This window comes from Butyrivibrio sp., assembly GCF_024699075.1.
Map to the genome: position 1 here is coordinate 1 of NZ_JAILQF010000014.1, position 25,939 is coordinate 25,939.

25 protein-coding genes are annotated in these 25,939 nt (G+C 37.1%); 17 read left to right on the plus strand and 8 right to left on the minus strand.

Features of this window, described 5'->3' with window-relative positions:
• The first annotated feature begins 216 nt into the window (after positions 1-216).
• The 13 genes from K6G87_RS00390 (at position 217) to K6G87_RS00450 (ending at position 17,653) form a co-directional block, all read left to right on the plus strand.
• Positions 217-699, plus strand: a complete 483-nt coding sequence (locus tag K6G87_RS00390; RefSeq protein WP_296832325.1) for a hypothetical protein — start codon at positions 217-219, stop codon at positions 697-699.
• A 297-nt stretch (positions 700-996) separates the two neighbouring features.
• Positions 997-1,194 carry a DNA-binding protein gene (locus tag K6G87_RS00395; protein WP_296832328.1) on the plus strand — a complete coding sequence of 66 codons (198 nt, stop codon included), beginning with the start codon at positions 997-999 and terminating at the stop codon, positions 1,192-1,194.
• A gap of 33 nt (positions 1,195-1,227) precedes the next feature.
• Entirely contained in the window at positions 1,228-2,955 is a 1,728-nt protein-coding gene (dptF, locus tag K6G87_RS00400; RefSeq protein ID WP_296832331.1) for a DNA phosphorothioation-dependent restriction protein DptF, read from the plus strand.
• Entirely contained in the window at positions 2,955-4,370 is a 1,416-nt protein-coding gene (gene dptG / locus K6G87_RS00405) for a DNA phosphorothioation-dependent restriction protein DptG (protein WP_296832334.1), read from the plus strand. The genes dptF and dptG overlap by 1 nt, the downstream gene beginning before the upstream one ends.
• Entirely contained in the window at positions 4,351-9,672 is a 5,322-nt protein-coding gene (locus tag K6G87_RS00410; protein ID WP_296832339.1) for a helicase HerA domain-containing protein, read from the plus strand. The genes dptG and K6G87_RS00410 overlap by 20 nt, the downstream gene beginning before the upstream one ends.
• A gap of 66 nt (positions 9,673-9,738) precedes the next feature.
• Positions 9,739-10,812 carry a DNA sulfur modification protein DndB gene (gene dndB, locus K6G87_RS00415; RefSeq protein WP_296832342.1) on the plus strand — a complete coding sequence of 358 codons (1,074 nt, stop codon included), beginning with the start codon at positions 9,739-9,741 and terminating at the stop codon, positions 10,810-10,812.
• A gap of 11 nt (positions 10,813-10,823) precedes the next feature.
• Positions 10,824-12,362: a DNA phosphorothioation system sulfurtransferase DndC gene (dndC, locus tag K6G87_RS00420; protein ID WP_296832344.1), complete on the plus strand. Its 1,539-nt coding sequence runs from the start codon at positions 10,824-10,826 to the stop codon at positions 12,360-12,362.
• A complete protein-coding gene (gene dndD, locus K6G87_RS00425) occupies positions 12,359-14,302 on the plus strand; it encodes a DNA sulfur modification protein DndD (RefSeq protein ID WP_296832347.1) in 1,944 nt (647 codons plus the stop codon). Before dndC ends, dndD begins: the two co-directional genes overlap by 4 nt.
• A gap of 6 nt (positions 14,303-14,308) precedes the next feature.
• Positions 14,309-14,692 carry a DNA sulfur modification protein DndE gene (gene dndE / locus K6G87_RS00430; RefSeq protein ID WP_296832350.1) on the plus strand — a complete coding sequence of 128 codons (384 nt, stop codon included), beginning with the start codon at positions 14,309-14,311 and terminating at the stop codon, positions 14,690-14,692.
• Positions 14,692-15,843, plus strand: coding sequence for a cysteine desulfurase family protein (locus tag K6G87_RS00435; RefSeq protein ID WP_296832352.1), 1,152 nt, complete (start codon positions 14,692-14,694; stop codon positions 15,841-15,843). The genes dndE and K6G87_RS00435 overlap by 1 nt, the downstream gene beginning before the upstream one ends.
• A gap of 30 nt (positions 15,844-15,873) precedes the next feature.
• Positions 15,874-16,836: a nucleotidyltransferase domain-containing protein gene (locus tag K6G87_RS00440; RefSeq protein ID WP_296832354.1), complete on the plus strand. Its 963-nt coding sequence runs from the start codon at positions 15,874-15,876 to the stop codon at positions 16,834-16,836.
• A 15-nt stretch (positions 16,837-16,851) separates the two neighbouring features.
• A complete protein-coding gene (locus tag K6G87_RS00445; protein ID WP_296832357.1) occupies positions 16,852-17,403 on the plus strand; it encodes a hypothetical protein in 552 nt (183 codons plus the stop codon).
• A 40-nt stretch (positions 17,404-17,443) separates the two neighbouring features.
• Positions 17,444-17,653 carry a hypothetical protein gene (locus tag K6G87_RS00450; protein WP_296832360.1) on the plus strand — a complete coding sequence of 70 codons (210 nt, stop codon included), beginning with the start codon at positions 17,444-17,446 and terminating at the stop codon, positions 17,651-17,653.
• On the opposite strand, the gene K6G87_RS00455 is transcribed toward K6G87_RS00450, so the two are convergent.
• Entirely contained in the window at positions 17,628-17,825 is a 198-nt protein-coding gene (locus K6G87_RS00455) for a hypothetical protein (protein WP_296832364.1), read from the minus strand. The two genes, K6G87_RS00450 and K6G87_RS00455, sit on opposite strands and share 26 nt — an antisense overlap.
• Before the next feature lie 272 nt (positions 17,826-18,097).
• Complete coding sequence (locus tag K6G87_RS00460) at positions 18,098-18,232, minus strand: hypothetical protein (RefSeq protein WP_296832366.1); 135 nt, start codon at positions 18,230-18,232, stop codon at positions 18,098-18,100.
• Between the two features lie 185 nt (positions 18,233-18,417).
• Here K6G87_RS00460 and K6G87_RS00465 point away from each other — a divergent pair, with 185 nt between their 5' ends.
• The 3 genes from K6G87_RS00465 to K6G87_RS00475 all read left to right on the plus strand — a co-directional run bounded on the left by K6G87_RS00465 (position 18,418) and on the right by K6G87_RS00475 (position 20,605).
• Entirely contained in the window at positions 18,418-19,080 is a 663-nt protein-coding gene (locus K6G87_RS00465; protein WP_296832368.1) for a hypothetical protein, read from the plus strand.
• Positions 19,077-19,754 carry a recombinase family protein gene (locus K6G87_RS00470; protein ID WP_296832370.1) on the plus strand — a complete coding sequence of 226 codons (678 nt, stop codon included), beginning with the start codon at positions 19,077-19,079 and terminating at the stop codon, positions 19,752-19,754. Before K6G87_RS00465 ends, K6G87_RS00470 begins: the two co-directional genes overlap by 4 nt.
• Positions 19,755-20,101: 347 nt before the next feature.
• Positions 20,102-20,605: a hypothetical protein gene (locus K6G87_RS00475; protein WP_073389553.1), complete on the plus strand. Its 504-nt coding sequence runs from the start codon at positions 20,102-20,104 to the stop codon at positions 20,603-20,605.
• 96 nt (positions 20,606-20,701) lie between these two features.
• On the opposite strand, the gene K6G87_RS00480 is transcribed toward K6G87_RS00475, so the two are convergent.
• From K6G87_RS00480 to K6G87_RS00500, 5 genes are all read right to left on the minus strand, one after another.
• Positions 20,702-20,923: a hypothetical protein gene (locus K6G87_RS00480; RefSeq protein ID WP_296832378.1), complete on the minus strand. Its 222-nt coding sequence runs from the start codon at positions 20,921-20,923 to the stop codon at positions 20,702-20,704.
• Positions 20,924-21,032: 109 nt separating this feature from the next.
• Positions 21,033-21,605, minus strand: a complete 573-nt coding sequence (locus K6G87_RS00485; RefSeq protein WP_296832381.1) for a histidine phosphatase family protein — start codon at positions 21,603-21,605, stop codon at positions 21,033-21,035.
• A 482-nt stretch (positions 21,606-22,087) separates the two neighbouring features.
• The gene (locus K6G87_RS00490) at positions 22,088-22,984 is read right to left on the minus strand and encodes an alpha-hydroxy-acid oxidizing protein (protein WP_296832383.1); all 897 of its coding nucleotides are present in this window, start codon (positions 22,982-22,984) and stop codon (positions 22,088-22,090) included.
• A complete protein-coding gene (locus K6G87_RS00495) occupies positions 22,962-23,795 on the minus strand; it encodes a sugar phosphate isomerase/epimerase family protein (protein ID WP_296832386.1) in 834 nt (277 codons plus the stop codon). The genes K6G87_RS00490 and K6G87_RS00495 overlap by 23 nt, the downstream gene beginning before the upstream one ends.
• Positions 23,796-23,819: 24 nt before the next feature.
• Positions 23,820-24,587 carry an SDR family NAD(P)-dependent oxidoreductase gene (locus tag K6G87_RS00500; protein ID WP_296832388.1) on the minus strand — a complete coding sequence of 256 codons (768 nt, stop codon included), beginning with the start codon at positions 24,585-24,587 and terminating at the stop codon, positions 23,820-23,822.
• A 238-nt stretch (positions 24,588-24,825) separates the two neighbouring features.
• Between K6G87_RS00500 and K6G87_RS00505 the strand changes: the two genes are divergently transcribed.
• The gene (locus K6G87_RS00505; protein WP_296832391.1) at positions 24,826-25,227 is read left to right on the plus strand and encodes a MerR family transcriptional regulator; all 402 of its coding nucleotides are present in this window, start codon (positions 24,826-24,828) and stop codon (positions 25,225-25,227) included.
• 316 nt (positions 25,228-25,543) lie between these two features.
• On the opposite strand, the gene K6G87_RS00510 is transcribed toward K6G87_RS00505, so the two are convergent.
• Positions 25,544-25,939: DUF5714 domain-containing protein (locus K6G87_RS00510; RefSeq protein WP_296832394.1), on the minus strand; the 396-nt coding region annotated here is incomplete at its 5' end.

Here is a 25,939-nt window from a genome sequence, read left to right on the forward strand (position 1 = left end):
CTCTGATGTAGCCTTGGCTTTTTCAGCAAGTTCGTCATAATCTCTGAGACCATGTTCTTCTAGAAACAGAAGTGTCTGTGCCATCTGCTTAATGTTATGAACCTTAGCCCAGCGTTCATAGCCTGGTCCTTTTCCCTTGGCTATCATAGCCTGGATATCAAGAAGCATATCCACCTTTGGCTTAGGTTTAACATAAACATTTTCGTCAGTACGCTGTTGCTTCTTGAAGAACATGGTCTCAGAGATTATGATGAACTTGCTGAAAAAGCCAAGGCTACATCAGAGAGATTTGGAGAAATCACTGATAAGCAGAAAGCTCTTGAGGCAAGACTTGTTGAGATAGCTGCACTGAAAAAGCACATCATAAACTATTCCAAGACAAAGGACACTTATGCTGAATATCGTAAGAGCGGTTATAGCAAAAAGTTCTTTGAAGAGCACAGGGAAGCTATCACTCTTTGCAAAGCTGCGAAGGAAGCCTTTTCCAAAATCGAGGGTAAACTTCCTAAGATCAAAGAACTGAATCAGGAATACAGCGAAGTTCTTCAGGAAAAGAAAAAGACCTATGCCGAGTACCGGCAGGCAAAACAGGAAATGAAAGATATACAGATGGCAAAATACAATGTTGATCTATTCCTCAAATTTGAGGAGCAGAAAGATCAGGCTGAAAAGCAGAAGACAACAGAACAGACTCGTTAAGAACAGGGGCGGTTTCACTCTATACTAGAGTGAAGCTGCCCCTCTTTTTGCGTTTATGGAAATATTCTTCCAGCGTCAACTTTGTTGATGAGTAGCTCCGAGTGATAACGAGGTTCAGGGGGATTGGGGGAATGACCACCAACAAGCAAAAACGCGCCGAGGGTCCGAGGTGCCCTGCTTACGAAAATGAAAAACTCAGTCATGTAGAAATAAGTTATTAATTGATTTTGTTCCGATAAGTGAATATAATATAAAATGTCAGGATATAACTCATGTTTTAGTGAAAGAGATGGATGTATGGAATATTTAACAACAGTAGAAATGTCTAAAAAATGGGGTATCACATCTAGGAGAATAGGCGTGCTTTGTGTAGAGGGAAGAATAGAGGGAGTTATAAAAAAAGGGAAAACTTGGCTAATACCGAGTGATTCTGAAAAGCCATGCGATGCAAGAGTGAGATCAGGCAAATATATTAAGACTGACTCCAATTCATAAATTTTAGAACAATAAAGAAATAGGATAAAACATATGAGCGAATGTAAATTCATTGATAATCTAAATAGACTTAGAAAGTCATCAAGTGATTCTATTGATAATGTGGATTCATTTGATTCCTTTAAAGAGTACATGCATGTAGTTCGAAATGCAGAAGAGGATTTAAAGGTTATTCTTCGTGAAGTGAATGCTTCTTCAAATAAAACCTTAATTCTTTTGTGTGGTAGTGCCGGAGACGGAAAATCGCATTTGCTCTCGTATCTGAAAAACTCAGATTCAGAAAAATTATTGGATGACTATATTGTTTATAATGACGCTACAGAAAGTAATGCGCCTGACAAGACAGCAATAGAGACTCTTTACGAGGTACTGTCTGGATTTAAAGATGAAAATCTGAATAATGAAGGAAAAAACATTATTCTTGCGATAAACCTTGGTGTGTTAAGCAATTTTATAGAGTCTGAATATGCCTCACAGTTTACTGTGCTTAAAGATTATGTATTTCGCTCTAATATATTATCTTCCAAGGTCAATGAAAATGGGTACGACCCTAACAGTGCATTTCAGTATATAAGCTTTTCGGACTATCATATGTTTCTACTTGGTAAGGATGGACTTAATCCTGAATATATAGAAGCATTGTTCATGAAGGTGGCTAATAATAGTGATGGGAATCCTTTCTATGATTCATACAACACGGATTGCAGAGCATGTCCTCTGAGTGCAAAGTGTCCGGTAAAGAAAAACTATGAATATTTTGCAGATAAAAGAGTTCGAGAATATATTGCATCACTCCTTGTAAATGTAATCGTTAGGGAAAAAGAGATTCTCACAACAAGAGAATTATTAAATTACATATATGATATTCTGGTACCTCAGAATTTTTCATTCACAAAGTTCCAGAAGAGCGCTTTGAATACATCAAAGTACTTAAAAGAGTTTCTTGACTGTATTATGCCTGCCATTATGTTTGATAGTGTTGACATAACAACAATCATGAATAAGACAAGAAAATACGATCCGCTTCTTAGCAGGAGTGAAGAGGCAGATGATTTGGCGATAGAATACTATGTTGCGGAAGATGTTTCAGCTACTGTAAAGAAAATGCTGGTGGATTCTCCATTCTTAGAAACACTGTCAAGCACAGACGCTATAGATGCAATTAATGGGGATAGAGCTCTTAAATCAAAATTGTTCAATGTCCTTGTGCGCATTAGTGCCATATCATCAGCGGAAGACACTGATAAAGTTTTTCAAAAGTACGTTGAAGATTTATACAGTTATAATGCCGGGAAAGTTTCAAAGCTAAGTAATCTGTATTCTGATATTGAAGAAGCAGTGACTAATTGGTGTGGAAATGAATCTGAAGGCAATATATGTATTGATGACCAGCATAAGGGACTTGAGCTATATGAAAATATAGACTTTGAGGAATATTTAGATAATATACCTAAAGAAAACAATGATGACAATCTGCAAAGATTTTTGCCATACATTATCGTAGAGTTTCAAGATGGGCATAATAATCCTATAAGACTTGATGTAGATTTTTCATTATACGAGTTGGTTAATAAACTCAAAAAAGGATATGTGCAAACTGCGGAAGATCGTAATAATCATGCTGACTTTATAAGTTTTATTACAAAGATACTTAAAACGGGGTCTGCAGACAAGTATTTGACAGTGATCTCTGAAACCGGTCAGAAGGCTGTGTTGGAAAAAACAAAATTTGGTGTTTATAAATTTAAGGTGGTGAAGTGATGGCTGGATATCATTTTGATGAAGAATTATTCAAAATCAATTTTAAGGCAAAGGATTCCGGCGCAAAGTCTGAGGATTCTGCTAGGCTTAATCATGTTCCGGATAAGTGCTTTAAATTATATCCATATAAGGCAGCAACAAGGAAAGCGTCTCCAATAGTGTATGATTTTTCGGAAGTAATCAGTGGATTCTTCAGAAAGGCTCTTGGTATCACGACAGATGCCTTAAGCTTTGATGATCTTTGCCAGTGTGTATTAGATAAAGTGCAAATAGATGATGAAGAGGATATCGAATATTTTAAGGATATTATTCGTGCACTATTTTTTAAAGGAGATAATTTTCAAGCCAATAATATAGGCTTATATCCATATCAAATAACAGTCGAAAATAAAAGCGCAGATAGAATAGCGGATTATTTATTTTGTGTGTTAGGACTAGATGAAAATGATAAGTTAAATATCGAAAATGCGGGGAAGGAATATCCTTTCAATGTTTTGGAAAAGATGGTTGTTGATTCAATTGAGACAAGGGAGTCTGATACATCAAATGAAGAGGCTAAATATTATCAGATAAAAAATAGTATTCAAGATCAGTTTAAAAGTGATTTTGAATTTATGCTCAAGTCTGGAATGACATCTATAGATGATATTTCAAATCTTTTGGCTTTTTACTATTTCTATTATACATCTCAAAGTATTTTGACGTTGGATCAGTTCGGAAATGGCGACCATGGGAAACTTGAGACCTTATATTATGCATTAGATTGGGAAAAGGTAAGTAAGAACAGACACTGCTGCACAGATGGTTGGGATAAACTATCAAACAACATATCAAGAATGTTCAGTCATGCAATTACTTTAGAAATACTTAACCAAAATGACGGGAAGATGATGGATTACATAGACTTCAAGAATCTTGCCGATGAAAATGAGGCTATTGATGAAGAAACTGCAAATGAAATAAAACGTGCTGAGCAAGTATACACATCATACATAGGCGATTGCAAAAAATTTGATACTATCTCCAATATTCCAGGAGCAAACAAAACGGATTCAGCAATAAGACATCTGTTTGAATGCGTTTTGTTACAGTTCAATGAGACAGATAGAAGCAGGGCAAGCCAGTTCTACGCTGAAAAATTCTCAGAATTTTGTAAAGCACGGTTTGTGAAGAATCGTAAAAAATCAGGTCTGGTATTGAATCTTACAGAACGCGATATAATTTTTTTGACAAAACTAGCATTAAGAAATGAAGAAAAAATACGTTTGAATGAATTATATAAACAGTACGAATTGAGAGGAGTATATCTTGACACTACTTCAAAAGGGCTGTTACAAGATTTTTTCACAAAACTCAACCTGATTGATAAGAAGAGCGATAGTGGGGATGCACAGTATGTTAAGAGAATTTTATGATTTTATAGCCAAAAGAATTAATAGTTATTTTCAGTCGGCATCCTCAGAAGGAATGCTCCTGAGGGGTGAGACTTTTTGCCTAAAACTTGATACAGAAGAAATGGTGGTTCATGTTGCAGATGTACTAAAAGAATTGGTTCAAGCTGAAGGTAATCTTGGAGAGTTCAAATACATTAGTGCCAATGGAACGGAGTACACGACATATACCATTAAACTGATGAATGATGAACTTATTATTGCGCCGCAGATAAACATGACAAGTGACTTCTTATGTGCGACTCTGAGAAATGCGGCTAATAGCGCTCAGAAACCAATACTGATGATTTCTTCATCACCTATAGATAGTGCCATAAGCGGATCTAAAAACATGTCGGCTAATGGTATGCCTTTCTATGGGGAAGAACTGATGAGAGAGATTCAGGGGTTGGTTGATGAAAGTACGCAATTAACACCGGTAGAAAAAAGACTTTTGAATTATGAATTACAGAGAAGAGATACAGATGTATTCAGTGATAAAGCTTCGTTATATGAATATCGTGATTTGCTTGCAATTATGAGTGCGGGAGAAATTAAAAAAGAAAGTTTTGCAGGATTCAGGCTGTTTTACGTAAATGGAAAAACAGAGTATTACAACGAGGGGCAGGCAGCTGTTGACAAGAAGATAAAGGAGAATAACGTATTATTTGAGCGGATTGATAGAAGCTTTAGGTTTGGAAATGCTTCGGTAGATCTCGCGAAGGATTTTGATGATGGCTTCATTACCAGAATAGAATCTGAGCAGAGAAAAGATCCGGAAAACTGGACTCGTTTGTTTACTTACGCAGAAATGCTTTCACAGCTGGAAAAGCATAAATCAAAGCTGGAAAATCCTTTAAAGATAGATACAGAGGATATTTCAGTATATGGGGATATGCCCATAGATGTTTTTGATTATGGTACAGGCTGGATTGCTAGAAATGAGGGTTCACAAACAGCTAAAAGACGGCAGAAGAATATTATAATATTTAATCCCGAAAAAAAGGAAAAGCTCCATATAAGGTTTAATTGTAACGCCAGAGTATTTAGTACCGATATTACAGATGGCGGGCTTCACTATGATAAGGATGGAAGAGACTTTATATTTTGCCTGGAATCTGCTGGGATAGATTTTTGTAAGATTGAACTTTATGATTCTGTAAATGAAATACGTTATATTTTTAAAATATGTACTGTGGATTTGCCGGCCATATCAATGTTGTCTGTTATTAAGCATTGCTATACTCTGGATTTCCACAAAAAATCAGATATCAGAATTCGTTTATCTGGGATAGGGACAGACTTAATTTTTAATGATAGTGCTCCTGAGGTTATACAGGCCAAGTTAGATGATAACGAATCATATCTTTGTGCATATAATCAGAGACTTCATCTTCATTCAACAGAGGATGAATTATCTAACTATGCGACAGGAATCAAAGTAAATATTGATTTTGCCGGTATAGATGTTCCGTTCATAATGTTCCCTGACGAGAGCAAGAGTAAGGAAATTACTGGAAGAACTATTCTTAAGGAAAAATATTCTTCGAAATGTAGTTTCGAGTTTTCTGATGATAAGATATACAGCGATACACAGGAATACTTTGCAAAAGCGAATCTTTTAAGAGAACTTCGCGTTGAGCAGCAGATGATTGATGAACAAATTGCTGTTGGAAAAGTAAAGCGCTTTTATGATGTAGAGGCAGTAAAAGTAGAAGCTGACGATATTTTTCAAGATAGTGCGTTGATTGCGGCATATGACGAATATTTAGCAGCGTTAAGTCATGAAAAGACTATACCTACGTTAGCTTATTATAAAGGAGAATTATTGGAAAAAGCTCAAAAGTATATTGATGCATTTATTGCATTATATGCATCACTTAGCGAAGGCTCTACACTAACAAGTGAACAAGTAAATGCACTGTATATAGGGACTATCGCTATAGGTAATAAGCCAGATGAGATAATATTAACACCGTTTCATCCTATAAATGTTGCTTATCAGATAGCATTGACGCAAGAGAAAGGGATGAATGAAGCAACAGATGTTGTGATAGATAGGCTTAATTCTCTGAATTTATTGCCATATATAAAGAGAAAAAAGAGTATATATAAAGTATCGGATCAGGTCAATTCTTTGGAGTGGAAATATTATGCTCCGGTCGAAAACAAAAAATATAGGGGAAGTTGGAGATTTGTCCCTCGTTTAATAGAAGAAAAGATAACAGAGTTTCTTATGCACTTTAGATACATTTTTGATGATATCAATAATAAGACTCTGAAAATCAACCTGATTAACATGGGAGATTGCAGTGAGGTTTTCACAGGGATAGCGCAGTATTTTATTCACTCTATCAATAAGAATCCGGATGTTGATCAGCTCATAAAGTTTGAGATACATATATACTCTGATAAAAAAATAGATAATGCTTTTTCTAATATTAGAGAATATGGATTATTGAAACAGTACTTGAATGAACAAAAACTTGAGATAGCTTCTGGTGTTTCCATGAATACACTTGAAGGAATCTTTTCAAAGAATGTTGAATGCTATTTCCATGAAGATTCAGGGAAAGAGTATAAGTATGCGCATCTCTCTTTCTATGAAATGGAATCTGAAATAACCTCAGAGCAGGCTTCGATGTCAGAAATAGAAACTGGCATTTCTCTTGGTGGAATTCTTTCTGGAGTTCCGTCGAGTAAATATTCTTCGAAATATAGAACGGGATATGGTGCAAAATATGCGCCTGACAATAAACTGGTTTCGGTTGCAAACTTATATAATTCCCTAATACAGGTAGAGGCATCTGGAAATCCATATTATAAAGATCTCAGCATTTCAACTCAGATTGATGAGAAAGCGGAGAATAAAATGGATGAAATATATGATGCATCCAACTGGGTTGTATTTGTGGATCCGAAAGTTGATTTGGACTTCTTCAGTGAAAAAGAAGCACATAGTGATCTTTTGATTATTCATTACAGTGATCAATACACTACAAGCAGCGGATACGATGCTATTACTGTCACTCATAAATCCAAGCAGTATGCGCTGGTCATTCAAGATTATTTGAAGACTCGCGGAGTTGATTCATCAACAGAAGATGTGCATGGAATTATCAATTTATTTAATGCAATAAATGGCGACTGGCTTCTTAGGTTGGTTTCTTCAAAGCGTGCTACCAAGGACAGCAACTTTAGCAGAGAAAAGATAAGTATAGTAGCTGCAATTAAGTTTATGCTTGCTTTTTTGCACCACAAGGATATCATTTGGGTGCCGATATCGCTGGAGGAAATGCTAAGAGTATCAGGCGGAGCTGGTCTATCACAAGGGGATGGTGTGCTTTCGGCTAAAAATCTTGGATTTGAAAAAGGTCCAACATCCGATGATATTCTATTCGTTGGTATCGATAGTTCAGCAGAAAAGCCAAAGGTTTATCTGTATCCTACAGAGGTTAAAACGGGTATTAATGGCAATGATGTAATTAAAAAAGCATTTGTACAAGCATCTGCTACTGCAAATGGATTAAACGAGGCTTTTTGCGGTGAGTTTGACGATGAATTATTAAAGAAAGTCAATCGCAATTTCTTGATGCAGATGATCATTACAAGCTGTAAAAAAATGAGAGTTTATCATGTGGATGATTCTCAGAATTGGGATGTGGTTTTAGATACATTCAGAGAGGCACTCCTGAATGAAGAGTATATTCTTTCAAATGACATCCAGGAACTATTGGGAAAAGGAGCAGTGTTGTCCTTTAGAACGGGAGTTGTTTCAAGAAGAACTTCTTTCAAAGAAGACATAATAAACTTTATTGAAGTGCCGGAAAAAGACGAATTTGGGCTTATTCTTAAAAGCGTAGATGAAATTCAGCAGGATATCATTCAGAGAAATGATAGTGAATTACTGATTCTTTCAAATCAAAGTTTGAATGAGTTAACTGGAGATACTTCGAAGTTACATATTTCAGAGTTGAGTGATAATGAATCAGGAGAAACGGTACAAGAGGAAAACGAAGTAAGTCAGGAGCAAGGTAATGATAATCCGGGTAACACGGGAGAAGCAGATATAATACCGGAAAATAGTACTGCTCCTGAAAGCGAGGCAGAAGTCGGTACAGATCCAGGAATGAAGATTCTTTTTGGAACTGATGAGCAGAATGGCTCACAAATTATTTGGAGACCTAATGATACTGCCCAGCTTTTCCATACAAATACCGGTATTATAGGAACAATGGGTACTGGAAAAACTCAATTTACCAAATCTTTGATTGCACAGCTGTATAGAAATCAGGCAGATAATATAGCTGGTGAAGAAATAGGCATACTGATCTTTGATTATAAGGGAGATTATAACGAGAGTAAGCAGGATTTTGTAGATGCTACAAAGGCTACTATATATAAACCATATCATCTGCCGTTTAATCCATTAGCTCTGACCAAATCATCGGTTTTCAAGCCTTTGTTACCTACACATACAGCTAATGCGTTTAAAGATACACTATCAAAAGTTTATAATCTTGGACCTAAGCAGCAGGCAACTTTGCTGCAGTGCATAATGGACACATATTCCATGTGTGGCATTAATCCAGGAAATCCTTCAACCTGGGACAATGAAGCGCCAACGTTTGATCAAGTTTATCAAAGGTATGTAAATGATGATGAAATAAAGAAGGGTGATTCATTGGCGGCAGCTCTTGATAAGCTAAATATGTTCCAAATATTCGAATCTAATCCAAGCGAGACTAAATCGCTTTTCGAACTGCTGAAAGGAGTTGTTGTTATTGATTTGTCTGGATATGATCCAGATATTCAAAGCTTGATTGTTGCGATTACACTTGATTTGTTCTATTCACAAATGCAGGCAGCTGGATCCAGCAAAATGGACGGACAATTTAGGCAATTGACCAAGATGATACTTGTAGATGAGGCTGATAATTTCATGAGCGAAGGATTCCCTTCTTTGAAGAAGATTCTTAAGGAGGGTAGAGAGTTTGGCGTTGGAACTATTCTATCTACGCAGTTTTTAAAACACTTTGGAAGTGGAGAGGATGATTATTCAAAGTATATACTGACTTGGATAGTTCATAATGTATCAGATCTTAAAACAAGTGATGTGGATTTTGTTTTCAAGACAGAAGCTAAGAGTGCCGAAAGCGTGACATTGTTCAACAGAATTAAAGGATTGAAAATACATCATAGTATCATAAAAATAGGTGTAAACAAGCCTGTTTATCTTAAAGATAAGCCGTTTTGGGAACTCTATAATGAAATGAAGCAAAATTGACTTTGTATGTACAGGGTGCTATACTTAAGTATACTACTTAAGTATAGCATTTTTGTTGGAGGAAATATGGATTTTGCTTATAAATTTCCTGTAGTTCGAGGTAGGCAGGCGGGGCGTGATTATTTTATCGCGATGGTTCCCTTGAAAATGTTGTCGAGACTATTTCCAAACGAGGAAGAATATGTTCTCCCTGAGTATAGAGCTCAGAGAAAGCTAAATGAATCAAGAATACCGATAATAAGTAAATACATTACTGAAAATAGGGATTCTTATGTGTTCTCTGCATTGGCGGCTTCAATTGATGGTCAATTTGAGTTCCATGAAAGTAAGGATGGAAAGGGCACGGGCATCTTGGAAGTATCTATGGATGCACGTTTTTTAATTAATGATGGACAGCACAGGAAGGCAGCAATTCTTGATGCACTTGAAGAGGACGACTCATTGGCAGATGAAACTATATCTGTCGTTTTTTATGAGGATCAGGGCTTGGCAAGAAGTCAGCAGATTTTTACTGACTTGAATAAGCATGCCGTCAAAACGTCTAATTCCATTTCGGAATTATATGATTCAAGAGATGAATTAGCAGTTATCAACAGGAATGTGGTTAGTTATGTAAAGTTTCTTGATGAATATACAGACAAAGAAAAGGATATTCTAGGAAAATATTCTTCAAAACTATTTACATTAAATACTTTCTACACAGCTAATAAGCGTATTCTTAGTGGGGTCAAAATAACGACAGATACAGAAGGTATACTGAAAAGATATTGGAGTCTGGTTGCAAATAATATCACACAATGGGAAGAGCTTAATAAGCACGAAATATCTAAAGTAGATCTGAGAGAGAATTATATCATCACACAGGGTGTTGTTATACAGGCGTTGGGAGTAATAGGTAATGTTTTCATCAGCAATCCGGAAATAAGCATGGAAGAATTCTTGTGTAAGCTTAGGGATGTAGACTGGCGAAGAAGCGCTCCTCAGTGGAAGCTTAGAATAATACGTGTAGATGGAAAGATAATTACAAGTAATAAAGCTATTTCTCTTGCTGCGATCCAGATTAAGAAGGAAATTGGATTGAACCTTACTGAAGAGGAGCAGGAAAAAGAGCGATTATTTCAAGAAAGCATAAATATTTAGGAGCATGAGACATGAGTGAGCAACTTTCAAGCACTGAAGTTAATAGTAGAGGCATAACTATAACCAAAGAGGTTGTAGATGGATTGATGGAAACAGTAAGGAATCTGTACTTGGCAGATGATATACCATGGGTTATTGGATATTCTGGAGGAAAGGATAGTACTGCAACTCTTCAGTTGGTATGGTTTTCATTACGTGAATTGGATAAAAAACAGTTAAAAAAACCAGTGCATATTATAAACACAGATACATTAGTGGAGTCACCAGTGATAGAGAGCTGGGTTACGAAGTCTTTAAAGATCATGGATGAATCAGCCCAAAAAGAAGGGCTTCCATTCGTGACACATAGATTGACCCCAGAATGGGATAATACTTTTTGGGTGAATTTCATCGGCAGGGGATATCCATTTCCTAGGAAAAAGCTGCGTTGGTGCACAGATAGGTTAAAAATACAACCGGTTAATAATTTTGTAAAAAACAAAATTGCTGAACATGGAGAAATAATACTTGTTCTTGGCACCAGAAAGGCAGAGAGCGCTAATAGAGCAAAGACTATGGCTTATTACGAAAAAAAGAGAGTTAGGGAATTGCTTAGCCCAAATCCTACTTTGGCTAATGAGTTAGTGTTTTCACCTTTGGCAGAATGGTCTGATGACGATGTATGGGTATTCCTCATGCAGTATAAAAACCCTTGGGGATATTCTAATAAAGAACTGCTTACTTTGTATAGAGGGGCAACGGCGGATGGTGAATGCCCTCTAATGGTTGAAAAAGGCTTGCCTAGCTGCGGAAAGAGCAGATTCGGATGCTGGGTATGTACTATGGTTGAAAAAGACAAATCGATGGAAGCCATGATTGCAAATGATGAAGAAAAAGCATGGATGACACCGTTGTTAGAGTTCAGAAACCGATTTGGCGATGAGGAGCATGATAGAGATCGAAGAAGCTTTCGTAAAATGTCAGGGAATCTGCAGGGGAGCTATAAACAATTACATCATGGACCTTATAAGAAAGAAATAAGAGAACAATGGCTCGAGGAACTACTTGAGATACAAAAAGATATCAATGAGAATGGCCCAGAGGAGTTTGAAAATCTAGAACTAATTACCTTGGAGGAGCTGCGTAATATTCGAAGAATATGGGTTTATGACAAGCATGAGTTTGATGATACGCTTCCTACCATTTATGAAAATGTAATGGGAAAGCCATTTGATGATCCGGATTGGATTGTAAACGAATCCTTTGGAAAGGAAGAATGGGACATTTTAAAAGGCGTAGTTGCGGAAAAGTATCCTGAGGAAGAGTTGGCGTTTGAAATGGTATATAGCTTGCTTGATACAGAGAAGCGATCTAATAACTTAAACAAACGAAAAGGCGTATTGGCTGAGTTAGAAGGGTGCATACATCACACATTTTATAAAAATGAGGAAGATGCGACTAAATACTACCTGGATCAAACAATTAGGAAAAAGGATCTTGGCGGTAAATACAATGAAAAAGTTCTGGACGGAAAATATGATTACTTGGAAGATGAGGATGATGAAGAATGATAATTAAAAGGTTAACCATGCATAACTTTGGAGTATATGCATCGACCAATACAATGGAATTTACAGGCAATAAGCCGGTTGTCCTCATTGGTGGAATGAATGGACGAGGGAAGACTACTCTTTTGGAGGCTGTTTTATTAGCACTATATGGCGCTAATTCGTTTGCTTACACCGAAGACAGAAAATATTCGACATATGGACAATATCTGAAATCTTTTGTAAATGTGGCTGATGGAACCAAAGAGACCTATGTTGAAATAGAGTTTGAAATGGACAAAAAGGGCGATGAGGTATACCAGGTACGAAGAGAATGGGATGCAAATGGATTAAGGGTTCGCGAGAATATTACTGTAAATAAGAACGGTGAGTATAATGCATTCCTCACAGAGAATTGGGGAATGTTTATCGAGAATATTTTGCCTAATGAGTTGTCCAAATTTTTCTTTTTTGATGGTGAGAAAATTGCGGAGCTGGCTGTAGAAGATACCAATGAGCAGATGAAGGAATCAATTAAAGCCATGCTTGGCATATCGGTGCTTGATGTTCTTCAGTCGGATTTGGGTAGAATAATCACTAAAGCAAGTAAGTGTATAAGTGAAAATCAGAATTTCAAGGAATTAAATGAGTTAAGAGACGAAAAGGATGCAGCTCAGAAAAAATTGGAGGATCTTGATGCGTTAATAGTTAAACATGAAGAAAAGCTAAGTGCTCTGCGTGAAAAACTTGAAAAGAAAAACAGTGAGTACAAAAATCATGGTGGAGACATAGTTGAACAGAGAGAGGAACTATTAAGCCAGAGAAGTGAGATAAATGCCAATATTCTATCTGCGCAAAATCAGTTGCTTGAAATGACAGCTGGAGAATTGCCGTTAGCACTTGTTCGCCCATTATTAGAAAATATCATGAAAGCAGGAGCAAAAGAACAAGATCAAAAGATGAATGCGCTTGCTGTCGAAAAAATACATACTTATTATGACAGCTTTGCTTCAGATAATGAGGTTGATAAGTCAGTAAAGGTTTTCTTGAAATATGTTGAAACGCAGGGTGAAAAAAATCGAGTACAGGAAGTATATAATCTGTCAGACTTAACGCTTGCAAAGCTTTCTACGTTAGAGACAGAAGCAATAGATGCAGCGATAAATAAAGCTGTTTCTATAAAATCCATGCGTGATAAAAACCAAAGGAAGATTGATGAAATTGATAGTTACTTGTCTGTAGAGATTGATGAAAAAATTTTGGGAAAACTTTTCAAGGATATAAAAAAGCTTGAAAAAGAAATTGTTAATGAAGAGGTGGAAGTAGAGGATCTTCGGGCTAAGAGAACAAATATTAATGGAACGTATTTAGCTTTAGAGTCTAGCTATAGCAAAAAAGCAGAATCGATTCTGTCATCATTAGAGAGCGTTGATGAGGAGGAAAGAACTGCGAAATATGCGCATATGGCTATAGAAATATTAGGTGAATATAGGACCCGCCTTCAGGCTAGAAAGACAGACAAACTAGCAGTTACGATGACCGAGTGTTATAAGAAGCTGGAGAACAAGAAGACGCTGATTGATCGAGTTGTGATGGATAGTACAACTTTGGATTTGCATTATTTAAATGCTGATGGTGATGAAGTTGAGAAGAAAGGGCTTTCAGCTGGCGAAAAGCAGTTGATGGTAATATCATTGTTATGGGCATTGGCGATTAATTCAAAGAAAAAGCTTCCTGTAATTATTGACACACCGCTTTCTCGTTTGGATTCTGCTCATAGAGCTGCTTTGGTAAAAAAATATTTTCCAAAGGCAAGTGATCAGACAATAATTTTGTCAACGGATTCAGAAATTGATGAGAAGTATTATGGCCTTATGGAAAATAAAATCGGCGATGAATTTACTCTTAAATATGATGATGTTGAGAAAAAGACAACGATTGTGAAGGGATATTTTAAGTGGTGAGGTTATATGATTGTTAAACAGATAAAACTGTCAAGCCAGGCTAAAGATCGTCTTGGAAGGCTGAAAGGAAAGACTGGAATAAAAAATTGGAATATTCTTTGTCGATGGGCGCTGTGTTATTCTTTGCGGGAAGGAACTATTCCGACAGACGTGGCAATAAACTCGGATAGCAACGTCGAAATGTCATGGTTTACATTTGCTGGAGAATATAGTGATATCTACGATGCTTTAATGATAGCATGGTGTCAAGAAATGAAATTACCAACAGATGATGCGACATTGGCGAAGTATTTTAAACTTCATTTGGAGCGTGGTATCGCTTATTTATCAGGAACTAATTTTATAAAGGAATTGGACGATTTGATTTTACTGGCTACAAAGGAGTCATAATGGGTATTTATTTGGATTATAATGCATCGGCACCTATTGATGAACGCGTTTTGAATGAAATGATTGATGTCTACAAGAATGCATATGGGAATGCTGACAGCAGAACTCATGATTATGGAGAAAATGCTAGAAAAGTTGTAGAGGAAGCTCGAGAACGGGTGGCAAGATTGCTTAATGTCGACAAGGGAGAGGTATTTTTTACAAGCGGATCTACGGAAAGCAATAATATAGCAATTCTGGGGTTAAAAGAATATGCTGAGTCGACTGGGAAAAAGCACGTTATTACTTCAGCCATAGAACATAAAGCTGTTCTTTCAACTGTTAATAGCTTGAAAGAACAGGGGTTTGAAGTTGACATTATTAACCCAAATGAAGATGGAAGAGTAGATATTAACGAAATAACTAAAAAACTAAGGGACGACACGTTGCTCGTCAGCCTGATGCATGCAAATAATGAAACTGGCGTAATTCAACCGGTAAAAGAATTGGGAGAAATTCTTGCTGAAAAAGGGATTTTATTCCATGTTGATGCAACGCAGACGTGCGGAAAACTTGTGCCGGAACTGAAGGAATTAAAATATAATATGCTTTCATTAAGTGCGCATAAGTTTTCGGGACCGCAAGGGATTGGCGCACTTGTATTAAGAAAGAAAAGATATAAGCTTCCGCCGGTAAAGGCAATAATGTATGGCGGACAGCAGGAGCGCGGGATAAGACCCGGAACCACTCCAATTGCATTAGTAGCTGGTCTTGGGAAAGCATGTGAAATAGCAGAAGCAGAGTATAAGGAAAACTATGCTTCTTTGACTGCTATTAAGAATGCAGTCATTGACCTAATAGAGCAATCAGGTCTTGATTATAACGTAAATGGATCGCAGGACTATTGTATGCCAAATACTATCAATGTTAGCTTTGCAGGAGTTGAATCAGAGGCACTTATGCTTTCATCAAAGCAATATTGTGGAATTTCTAATGGTTCTGCATGCACTTCTCATGATTATAGTCCAAGCTATGTTTTAAAGGCTATGGGATTGGACGAAGATAGGCTCTCAGAGGCCATTAGAATCAGTTGGGGATCAAAATTAGATAAAGACACTATGATAAGTGAAATCACTAAACTGCTGGACGTAGCAAAAGGTCTTGCTGGTTAGATTATAATGACATATTAGGATACTGACAAAATGAAATTTACAGAAGAAAAGCTTAAGCAAATGGCACAGCCATTAAGTGATACAGAAAATGATAAGTGTTTGCATGCAATAAAGGCAATAAGGGATGCACTTAAGCCATTAGGGTATTATTCGACGACTGGAGATGAAGTAGGGATTATTACAGAGGGCTCGCATGCATACTCAGTAAGAATGAAGAAGCACTACTCTACAGAAGATATCGAGATATTTGTTCAGGGGTCTTATGCAAATAATACATGTGTCCGTGGTGAAAGTGATGTTGATATAGCGGTAGTGAGACATGATATGTTTGAATATGCTTTTGGAAAACAATTTTCACCATATGTCGGAGGGTTCGAACATAAATCAGATGCCATGAGATTCAAAGATACTGTGCAAAGAGCTCTTAATGAATGTTTCTCGTCATGGAATGTCCATAGGCATAATAAAAGCATTAAGGTTGATGGAAACTCATATAGAAAACAGGCAGATGTGGTTCCTGCAATATCTATTCGTTATTTTTATGATTCGGATAATGATAACTATAATTCGTATTCGGAAGGCATAACTATTATTTCTGACGATGGACAGGTTATAAACAATTTTCCGAAGCAGCATATAATAAATGGAAGAAAGAAGAACATTAATACAGATCACTACTACAAAAAGATGGTGCGGATTATTAAGAAGATGAGATATATGATGGAAGATTTGCATTATGGCTCTGCTGGAAAAGTATCTTCCTTTGGATTAGAATCTTTGCTTTGGAATGTTCCAGATGATTTGTTTACCAAGTATGGGATTTATAGGTACATATTTGATGATGTAGTAGATTATCTTTATCAGAATAAATCATATTTGTATATTTATAAGGAGGCTAATGGGATAAAAAAGCTATGCCCAACATCGATAGATGTTGGAAATTATTCGAAATTTATCGATGATTTACATGGATTTTATCAGTATGACATTTAGGAGGAGCTGATAATCGTGAAGAAAAGAGTAGACAGCCTTATTAAAAAGGCTATGTGGATTTCAATTTTGATTTTTATTCTAAGATGCATTGTTTCTTGGAATGATTTAATTAAAGGGGTATCGGCATACGATGTTTTTGGATACATTGGCGAAGCAATAGGCGTTGCGGCAATACTTATAATGCTGTATGAAAGATGGGGATGGCAATGGGATCCTTTTGTAAGGGATAAGTCCTTTAAAGGAATATATAAAGGAAAGATTATATCCAATTATGATAATACTGAGAGAGCAGCAACGTTGGAAATAAGGCAGACATATCTTTCAATAGATGTGATATTGACTACAGATGAGAGTACAAGCAGAACAGTGGCTGCCATGGTAGAGACAATTTTGGGTGTACAAGAACTTGTGTATACATATGTTAATGAGCCAAAGGCTGGTTTTCGAGATAGAAGTGAAATTCACTTTGGCACTGCGAGATTGGTATTATCCGGTGAAGGAAGCCTTTCAGGGAACTATTATACGGATAGAAAAACAATTGGTGAAATGATATTTGCTAAAGGATAAGTATTCAACAGATTATTCTACATAATGATACGGGGTGATTATGGGACTATTTTTTCGAAGTAATGACAATGATTATTACGACTTCGACAGACTCCGCAGGGATTTAGTTGATGAATATGGAATTCAAAGTGCATCTTTTTCCGGCGGACTTGGATTTCTTGATATGTGCGATGCTGAGGATGCTTCCAATGAGCAGCTTCTTGAAATGGCACGCAGGGAAGGCTTTAACCTGAACAAGTATAAAAAATAAGGGCTGTTGACATGGCAAAGAATGACAAAGACACAAGTAAATTTATCGCTCTCGATATTATAGGCATTATAAATATTCCAAACATTATCTTGGCATCAATGCCTACATCTTCAGTCATTATACAAAAGAACCAGATATCAGTGATAAGTGGTAAAATAAGTCCAAAAAACATTTTAAAATCCTCCTATGTATAGAGATTTACTATTAACTACTTATAGTTGAACGAGGGTCACATTTGTGACTATCGTATTTGTATCACATCTTGTATCTGAATAAAACACAGACACTAAATATTTTCTTTACTCTGATACAAGATATGATTCACATGTCCCAATTATAGCATTATATGGCCGTTTCTGCCGACTGTTTGTTCCTGATAGTCTAATTCTCCTGAAAGAAGATATATACTGTCATACTGCTTTTCAGTTAATTTTAACACCCTAACTATTCAAACTCTTCAAGACGTCTGTAATGCTTTTCACTTGCCCGCCTTGTTGGCGTTATCCTCATAAAAACTTCTGGAGCAATCCTTATGTAACCATCGCTTTGCAGAAATTTTCTAAGATTTGTATACTCCATTTTTGTTCCCCACTTATCAGTTTTTGATATATTATCAAAAAACTGATCAAAGACAAAAATCAAATATTACAGTATCAAATCTGATGTATATAAATTATGTACCAAATTTATTACACACAGATCCCAAAACGATATATAATTTAAGTAGCAAAACTAACAAACGTTAAAAGGGGTATATAAATCAAATGAAAATCCAAAGTGAATCAAGATTTAAAGATACTTCTGGGACTGAGAAGACATATATCGAAGAGTTTATAGTTTCTGATTATAAAATTTTTGATATTAGTAATAAAGATATTCCTAAATATGATCAATCAATCATATCAAGCAAGGGAAGTACAAGGGAGTCTTTACTACCAGACATATACAAAGAGAAGAGACTGGCAATCCGTAACTATTCTAATAATACAGTAATTAGAGCTTCCGCATTTGGTGGAAGAGTTTGGATTCTTTTAGGAGTAAGGAAGGGTAAGAAAACTGTTTCTTTAAACGTCGGCCAAAGCAGGAATATCGTTGAAGAATTAGAAGGTATCCTATGGGATGTTATGATTAAGCAAAAGGGTGCTTATTCGGAAGAATTAAAGAATTATGATAAATTCATTTTCTATGAAGTAAACATGGACAGTATTATATCCATATTTACAAATAAATATGAAGTGGATCTGAAAGAGATAGCATATGGGATGGTAAAAGACTATTTTTCTGAAGTAATAGTGGCACATGATACGTTAGCTAAAAATTGGAACTGCTATAACGCAGGTATGGATAATAGATTTCTATCATATCTCTGCAAAGAACATAGTGAACTGTATACTTTTGATAGGTCAAAGGGAGAGAAAAGCGAATGATTTATGGTTATGCAAGAATCAGTCGCCCTCAGCAATCGATAGAGCGCCAAATCAGAAATATAAAAAAAGAGTACGAAAATGCAGTTATTCTGCAGGAGGCTTTTACCGGCACAAAGATGGATCGCCCGGAATGGAATAAGCTTCATAAAAAAGTGAAGTCTGGAGATACTATTGTTTTTGATTCCGTGTCCAGAATGAGCAGATCAGCTGATGAAGGCGTACAAACTTACTTTGAACTGTACGAAAAAGGTATACAGCTTGTTTTTCTAAAAGAGCATTACATCGACACTGCTGTTTATGCGGAAAACATGAAGGACAAGATTGAACTTCAGGGGACTGATGAAGATGAAATCTTTAAAGGTCTTAACAACTGTTTCCGGAAACTTGCTGAAAGGCAGATTCGTATAGCATTTGACCAAGCAGAAAAAGAAGTCCAAGATCTTCATCAGCGTACCAAAGAGGGAATTCAAACAGCGAAGCTCAATGGCAAACAGATTGGACAACGGAAAGGTAACAAACTTACTATTAAGAAAGCTGCTCCAGCAAAAGAGATTATCCTAAAGCACAGCAAATCATTTAATGGAACGCTGTCGGATATAGAATGTATCAAACTTACTGGTCTTAGCAGAAATACATATTATAAGTACAAAAGAGATTTAAAAGTGGAATGGTAGTTTTATGAACTATTATCCAGAATAACTGAACAGATGGGAGGAGTAACTTGTCTGGATATTGACAAAAGTTTCGATAAATTCTTCATTTTGGAAGGAAAAATGGGAAGGTTAGATAAGTAACTTTCCCATTTAATTAGTGTGACATTATTTTTTGAGAGCAAGAGTTTGTCTAATGAGATCTTGAACGGCTGTGGTATCAGTGTCATCAAAGTATTTAAAAGCATACTGGGCTGCGGTCCACAGAGTAAAGACAATATTTAGTATCTGTGTTTTATTCAGATACAAGATGTGATACAAACACGATAGTCACAAATGTGACCCTCGTTCAACTGAAAGGGAGAAAAGAAGTGTTTAAAGGAAAAATGAAAAAGTTTGTTGGTATTATCGGTGTGCTTGTGCTCATGCTGTCGCTTGTTGCATGCGGAGATACGAGAACAGCGCAGGAGAAAGAGGCAGTTAACACGATTATGGAGAATGCTGTCAGGATTGATGTTCAGTACGGGTTTTCGCTAGGAGATGTGACCACGGTTAAAAAGATTTGTACGGCGATCTTTTATAGAAACTCGGAGCTGTTTCGTCTGACTGTTGCAGAAAACGGCGAACAGAAGCAAGGAGACTTCGGAAGAGAAGAATATGATAAGCTGAAAGACACTATTGTTTCACTTCAGCCGGTAGCTAATGAGAATTTTGCGGATGAAGAAGAAATTTCCGGAAAAACTGAAGATCACGGCTTCATAATAGTTTACTATTTAGTAGATGGCAAAGAGGAACCGGAGAAGAGTTACTTCAGGGTTTCCGATACAAAGAAGTTAAACGAGTATATTGATGAGTTGGAGTTGCAGTGTAAGTAAAGGTAAACGGCATGAATTACGGACAGGTTTATTATAATGATGTTGCACAAACCCTCTATCTGTGTTTTATTCAGATACAAGATTTTGAATGTGATTTTATTTTTGAAAATATCTTACTTGTGCAAGTTGTACCGCATCATCAATCATTTCATTGCCTGCACGATCAGAATACTTAAGGTAATCTTTTACCCTATCAGCAGCTACCAGCTCTCTCCCATACACTTTTCCTGTAGCCGGATCAATATGACTCTCATAAATATCTTTTATCTTCGCTATCATTCTTACCTGAGCATACTTATCCGAATTATCCTCCACCAATAAATACCCATTAGAACTAAGTCGCTGCGCGACGGCCTGCCAAGGCTGTGGCGCAGCGACTTAGTTCAACTGGAATATTATGGTTCAATGCCCTAAAATCAAGTTACTGCTATGAATGAAAACATATTGAATCTATAGAATCATTTATAAAATCAATCTCAAAGTAATTTGTTGGTGCAAATATTCCATCCATTACAGTTTCATCTTTATATGTTATTTTTCTGGATTTGTCAGAAGGATTTGTTACTGTAATATCACAATAATTCAATAAATACGAGCAAATTGCTGTCGCGTGGGAAACAATTATAGCGGATTCTCCATCTTGCATTTTTCTAAGAATTGAATCAATCGCAATTTTCATTCTTTTCTTAACATCATTTAATGATTCACCATTAGGATTTTGATAATCATGGTCTAAATACTGCTTTAGCCAGAAATCTTCGAACGCCTCGCCAATGATCCTCTCATGTAATTCATCCTTTATAACAACCTTGTCTGCTATAAGCTTAGCGGTATCTATAGCTCTTTTATATGAAGATGAGAAACAATGATCAATGCTTTTCATAACTTCTTTCTTAGACTTGGCAAGAGCTATGCCCTCTTTTGAAAGCGGAATCTGTGATGTTTCGATATTTATCTTTTCAGGAATGGAGTGTCGCATTAGATAGATCTTTTTTGTCATAATTATCCTGTATATAAATCAAGTCACTAAAATCATCAATAAATACTTCTTTGATTATTGATGGAGCTTTTTCAATTAATGTTCTGGTATTCTCGATCGTACAGATACTATTTTTTGTAATTGATTCTATATCCCACCGTCTAAACTCAAAATCAAATAATTGTTTAATTCTGTTTTCGAATACTGAATCATCATATACACCTGGTATTGAATAAGATCTGCCTCCTTGTTTATCACTACTGCCTGTCAGTCTCTTATTGATTGTTATGTTACGGTATGCCCTTAGGGCCGGGTCAGGCTTCGATGAGTTATTTCTTTGATGATACTATATCCGAACACTGAAAAAAAGAGGATTTCTGAAGAATCATCCTCAGAAATCCTCTTGAATTTGTGTTATGTGATGCTATAACCCCCAATAACTTGTCTCTGTCATATTCAGATATAACCACTAATATTACCAGCTTATTACAGTTCTACATATATTATAAGCAGTGAATTACTGAGTCATCGATATCAGCTACCTTTGCAAATCCGGTACAACTCATCAAATATCTCAGCTCATCTCCTACATGGTTTATAAAGTCACGAGTTCCGTTTACCCCTCCTGTTTCAAGAGGAGGAAGCATGGAACGTCCTACAGCCGCTGCATCTGCTCCAAGAGCCAATGCTTTAAAAACATCTGCGCCGGAAGCAATTCCGCAGTCAACAATAATCTTTACACCACGTCCATCAAGGGCTTTCTTGATTTCCGGCAAAACCATCATAGGCGGAGCTGCATAAGGAATCCTGCCATGGTGATGGCTGACTATGATGGCCTTTGCACCGATATCAGCGCACTTAACCGCGTCCGAGGCGCTTAAAACTCCCTTTACCACAAAAGGAATTTTGACCATTTCTACATAGCCTCTTAGCATGTCCGCTGTCTGGTATGACATATCTTCACCCACAACTACATCATAGCCATTATCGCCAAAGATGTGGTCGATATCCATGCCCACACCAAAGGCTCCTACTGACTCTGCGTACTGCATCTGGTCTTTTACCTTACTGTTGTCAGCGTAAGGCTTTACGATTCTTATTGTTTTTGCACCGGTATCGACGATTCTTTTAAACTGGTCGTTTTCCATCATTCCGCAGAAGTTCAGTATATTGCACTCTTTGGCAGCCATGGAGTATTCCTCAAGTCCGTTATGTTCCCTGCCTTCGTAATTTCCAAGATGTGAAAAGGCCGGAGTCATGACTGGCATTGAAAAAGTATCACCTAAAAAATCAATACTTGTGTCAGCAACAACCGAGTCTATATACCTTGCTTCGATGAGCAGGCGGTCCATGTACTTTTGTGTTATTACATTTGCATCAGATAGTCTGGTATAGTCCATTTAACTTCTCCTTCAGGTATCCGAGGTATTTAAGGTAGTCCTCATCAGTACTTAAGTGTTCCAGTATTACAGGCATCTCAGGATCGATTTCATTCATCTTGGTTACATAGTACCTAAGCGGAAATTCACCGCAACCTGGTGCACATTCTTCCAGCCTGACAGTATATTTTTCTGCAAGGTGAACATCCTTGATATGGCAGCTGCGTATCTTACTGCCAAGAATTTCAGCACATTCATCCACAAACTCCTCTGCATTAAAGTACCTGTCTATGGAGTTTATCATGTTGATGACGTCCATATGAACTGCGAACCTGTCTCTATCGATTTCTTCAACAAGCTTAGCATAATCCTTAGGACTTGTGGGAATCATCCAGGGCATAGGTTCAAGGGTGAAATATGTATTTTTCACATCAGCCCTGTCAATTATCTCGCGGGCCATGCTAATGGTCTCATCACGGAGCTCCTTTGAAAAGTTCTCCTTGTAAGCCCCATCCCATATATCTCCTAACGTTCCTGCCACATTTACGCAGCATCTTGCTCCCACATAGTCGGCAAGACGCAACTGTTCCACACAGTAATCCCTATTCTTTTTTCTCTCATCAGGATCTTTTGACAGGGCATTTCTCCAGATGCCAACCTCAGCTATCATGAGTCTTTCCCTGTCAGCAGCTTCCTTATATTCTATTATCTTCTTTTCCGGTTCGTTACTTTGGACAGGAAATACCACCGCGCTGCATCCCTGCTCCTTCTGGTATTTCGCCCAATGCTCTCCACTGTCATATACAAGTGGTGATGAAGTACCAAGTCTCATCTTTCCCTCCTTTGAAATAATGATTTAGTTTATAGTATCAAACGATCCCAAATAAGCCGGAATGTTTTTTTCTGCATGTTCTACAGACTGCTCAAGTGTCATTCCGTAGAAATTTGATGCTCCAAAGCATCTTCCAGACTTCTTATCATCAACAAATGCTCCAACAACTACTCCGGGAAGTGCACTTTCAGGTGCATTCGGTGCGCTTGGTCCGCCAAGATCTGTCCTGCACCATCCAGGATCAGTAAGATTTATCATTACATTAGTGCCATCATATACAGATGCAAGATCCATTGTTACTTTATCAAGGGCAGCCTTGCTCGCTGAGTATCCGGCCTGCTGAGGTTCGCGCCTTATTCCGCTAGTAGTATTTACAATCCTGCCAAAATCCCTTGCTTTCATGCCGGGAAGGAAATGATATGCGATCATCATCGGTGCAATGGTGTTTATCTTAAAGCTCTCTTCATAATCTGACACAGGAGTTTCAAGATACTCAGTTCTGTATGCGATCTGAATTCCTGCATTATTGAGAATAATATCAACATCTACTCCAAGTTCATCAATCTTTTTAAGCATTCCATCGACTGCTGAAAGATCCGATAATTCACATGCCATGGGAACAGCTTCAACACCAAGTTCCTTTGCCTTGTTCACAACACTTTCAAGATGCTCCGAAGTTCTTCCCTGAAGAATAAGATTACATCCTCTCTGAGCCATAAAGATTGCTGCCAGAAAACCTATTCCTCTACTTGCACCAGTAATAAGAGCCCATCTGCCTTTAACATCTACCATATGATCTGACCACCTTTCATGAAAAAATTATATATCCTACCATTACCGGCACTGACTTATAAAACGCTTTAGTTACTGTTTCTGCTCTGCCATCTTTTATGTATGCTTTCCCCACTTGCATATATCGAAATTGTTCTATATTATAAATCATACAACTTGAAGTTAACTTTAACTCAAGCACTTTTTATCATACTGTTGTTTTATCGTATTATTGTAGTTAAATATTTTTGGAGGAATCATGACATATACCATCACTGAGCTGTCAAAGCAGTTTAATCTGCCTGCTTCGACAATAAGATACTATGAAAAAATCGGTTTACTTGAGAATGTTGAACATGTAAATTCACGCAGATTTTTCAATGATTCTCATATAGACCGTCTAAGTGCCATAGAATGCTTTAAGAAAGCCCTTCTACCTCTGGACGATATAAGGCTTTTCTTTTCATATGAAAAGGATATGGCAGTAAATTCTGAAAAGATACTTGAGATGATGAAGTCCCAGGAAGTCAGGACGCAGGAATCACTGGCAGCACTCCAGACGGGACTTGCCCACCTTCAGAAAAAGATTCACTTTTACACTCTGGTCAGCGAAGCCGTAAAGAATGGGACCCCCCTGCCTGACTGGAACGATGTTGTATGACTGTTCGTAGCTTATGGGGATATATCCTCTGTCGCGCTGTAACAGCGTCATTGTCAGCAGCCGTGCTCTCTGAATTTATACATGCCTTTTCACAAAGCTTTCTATTAATCTCTCATTTTTAGGCAAAAAGAATCCGGCTGAATCAACAACTTCCCCCCATAACTCATATTTTTAATAGAGTTATAGGGGGAAGTTAATATTGTATTGTTGTATTTTTATTCAGATTATGCACCGCTTGTGAAGCAAATAACTACCACATTATGCTGGAATTCAAAGTTCCATAATTTCTAAATCGTCCGAAACCAAAAGCTTTCCATTATCCAAAGAACGGGCATCTTTCTTTGATACACTGCTGGTTCTGCGATGAGAACTCACAGTGTTGCTTCTCATATTCAATCTGCACACCAAAGTGCTGCCTTACGTACTCTATTCCATGTTTGAACGCAATCATAGCATCTCTTTTACAACATCTTGGGCCATTTATCTTGCCAAGCTCTCCTATGGCGCTTGATATAAATGCCCTGTGATCTCCCCATGTGCCATCCTCAGAAAGTGGTCCTGTACCATCAATAATAGAAAGAGCTGCTCCTATAGATGTTATCGCTCCGCATATTCCCCACAGTCCGCACATTGCTCCCGGCATCCGAAGTCCTTCTTTCAAAAGCTTCTCCAAGGCATAGTCTATATCTATTTTGCCACCAGCATTATGATA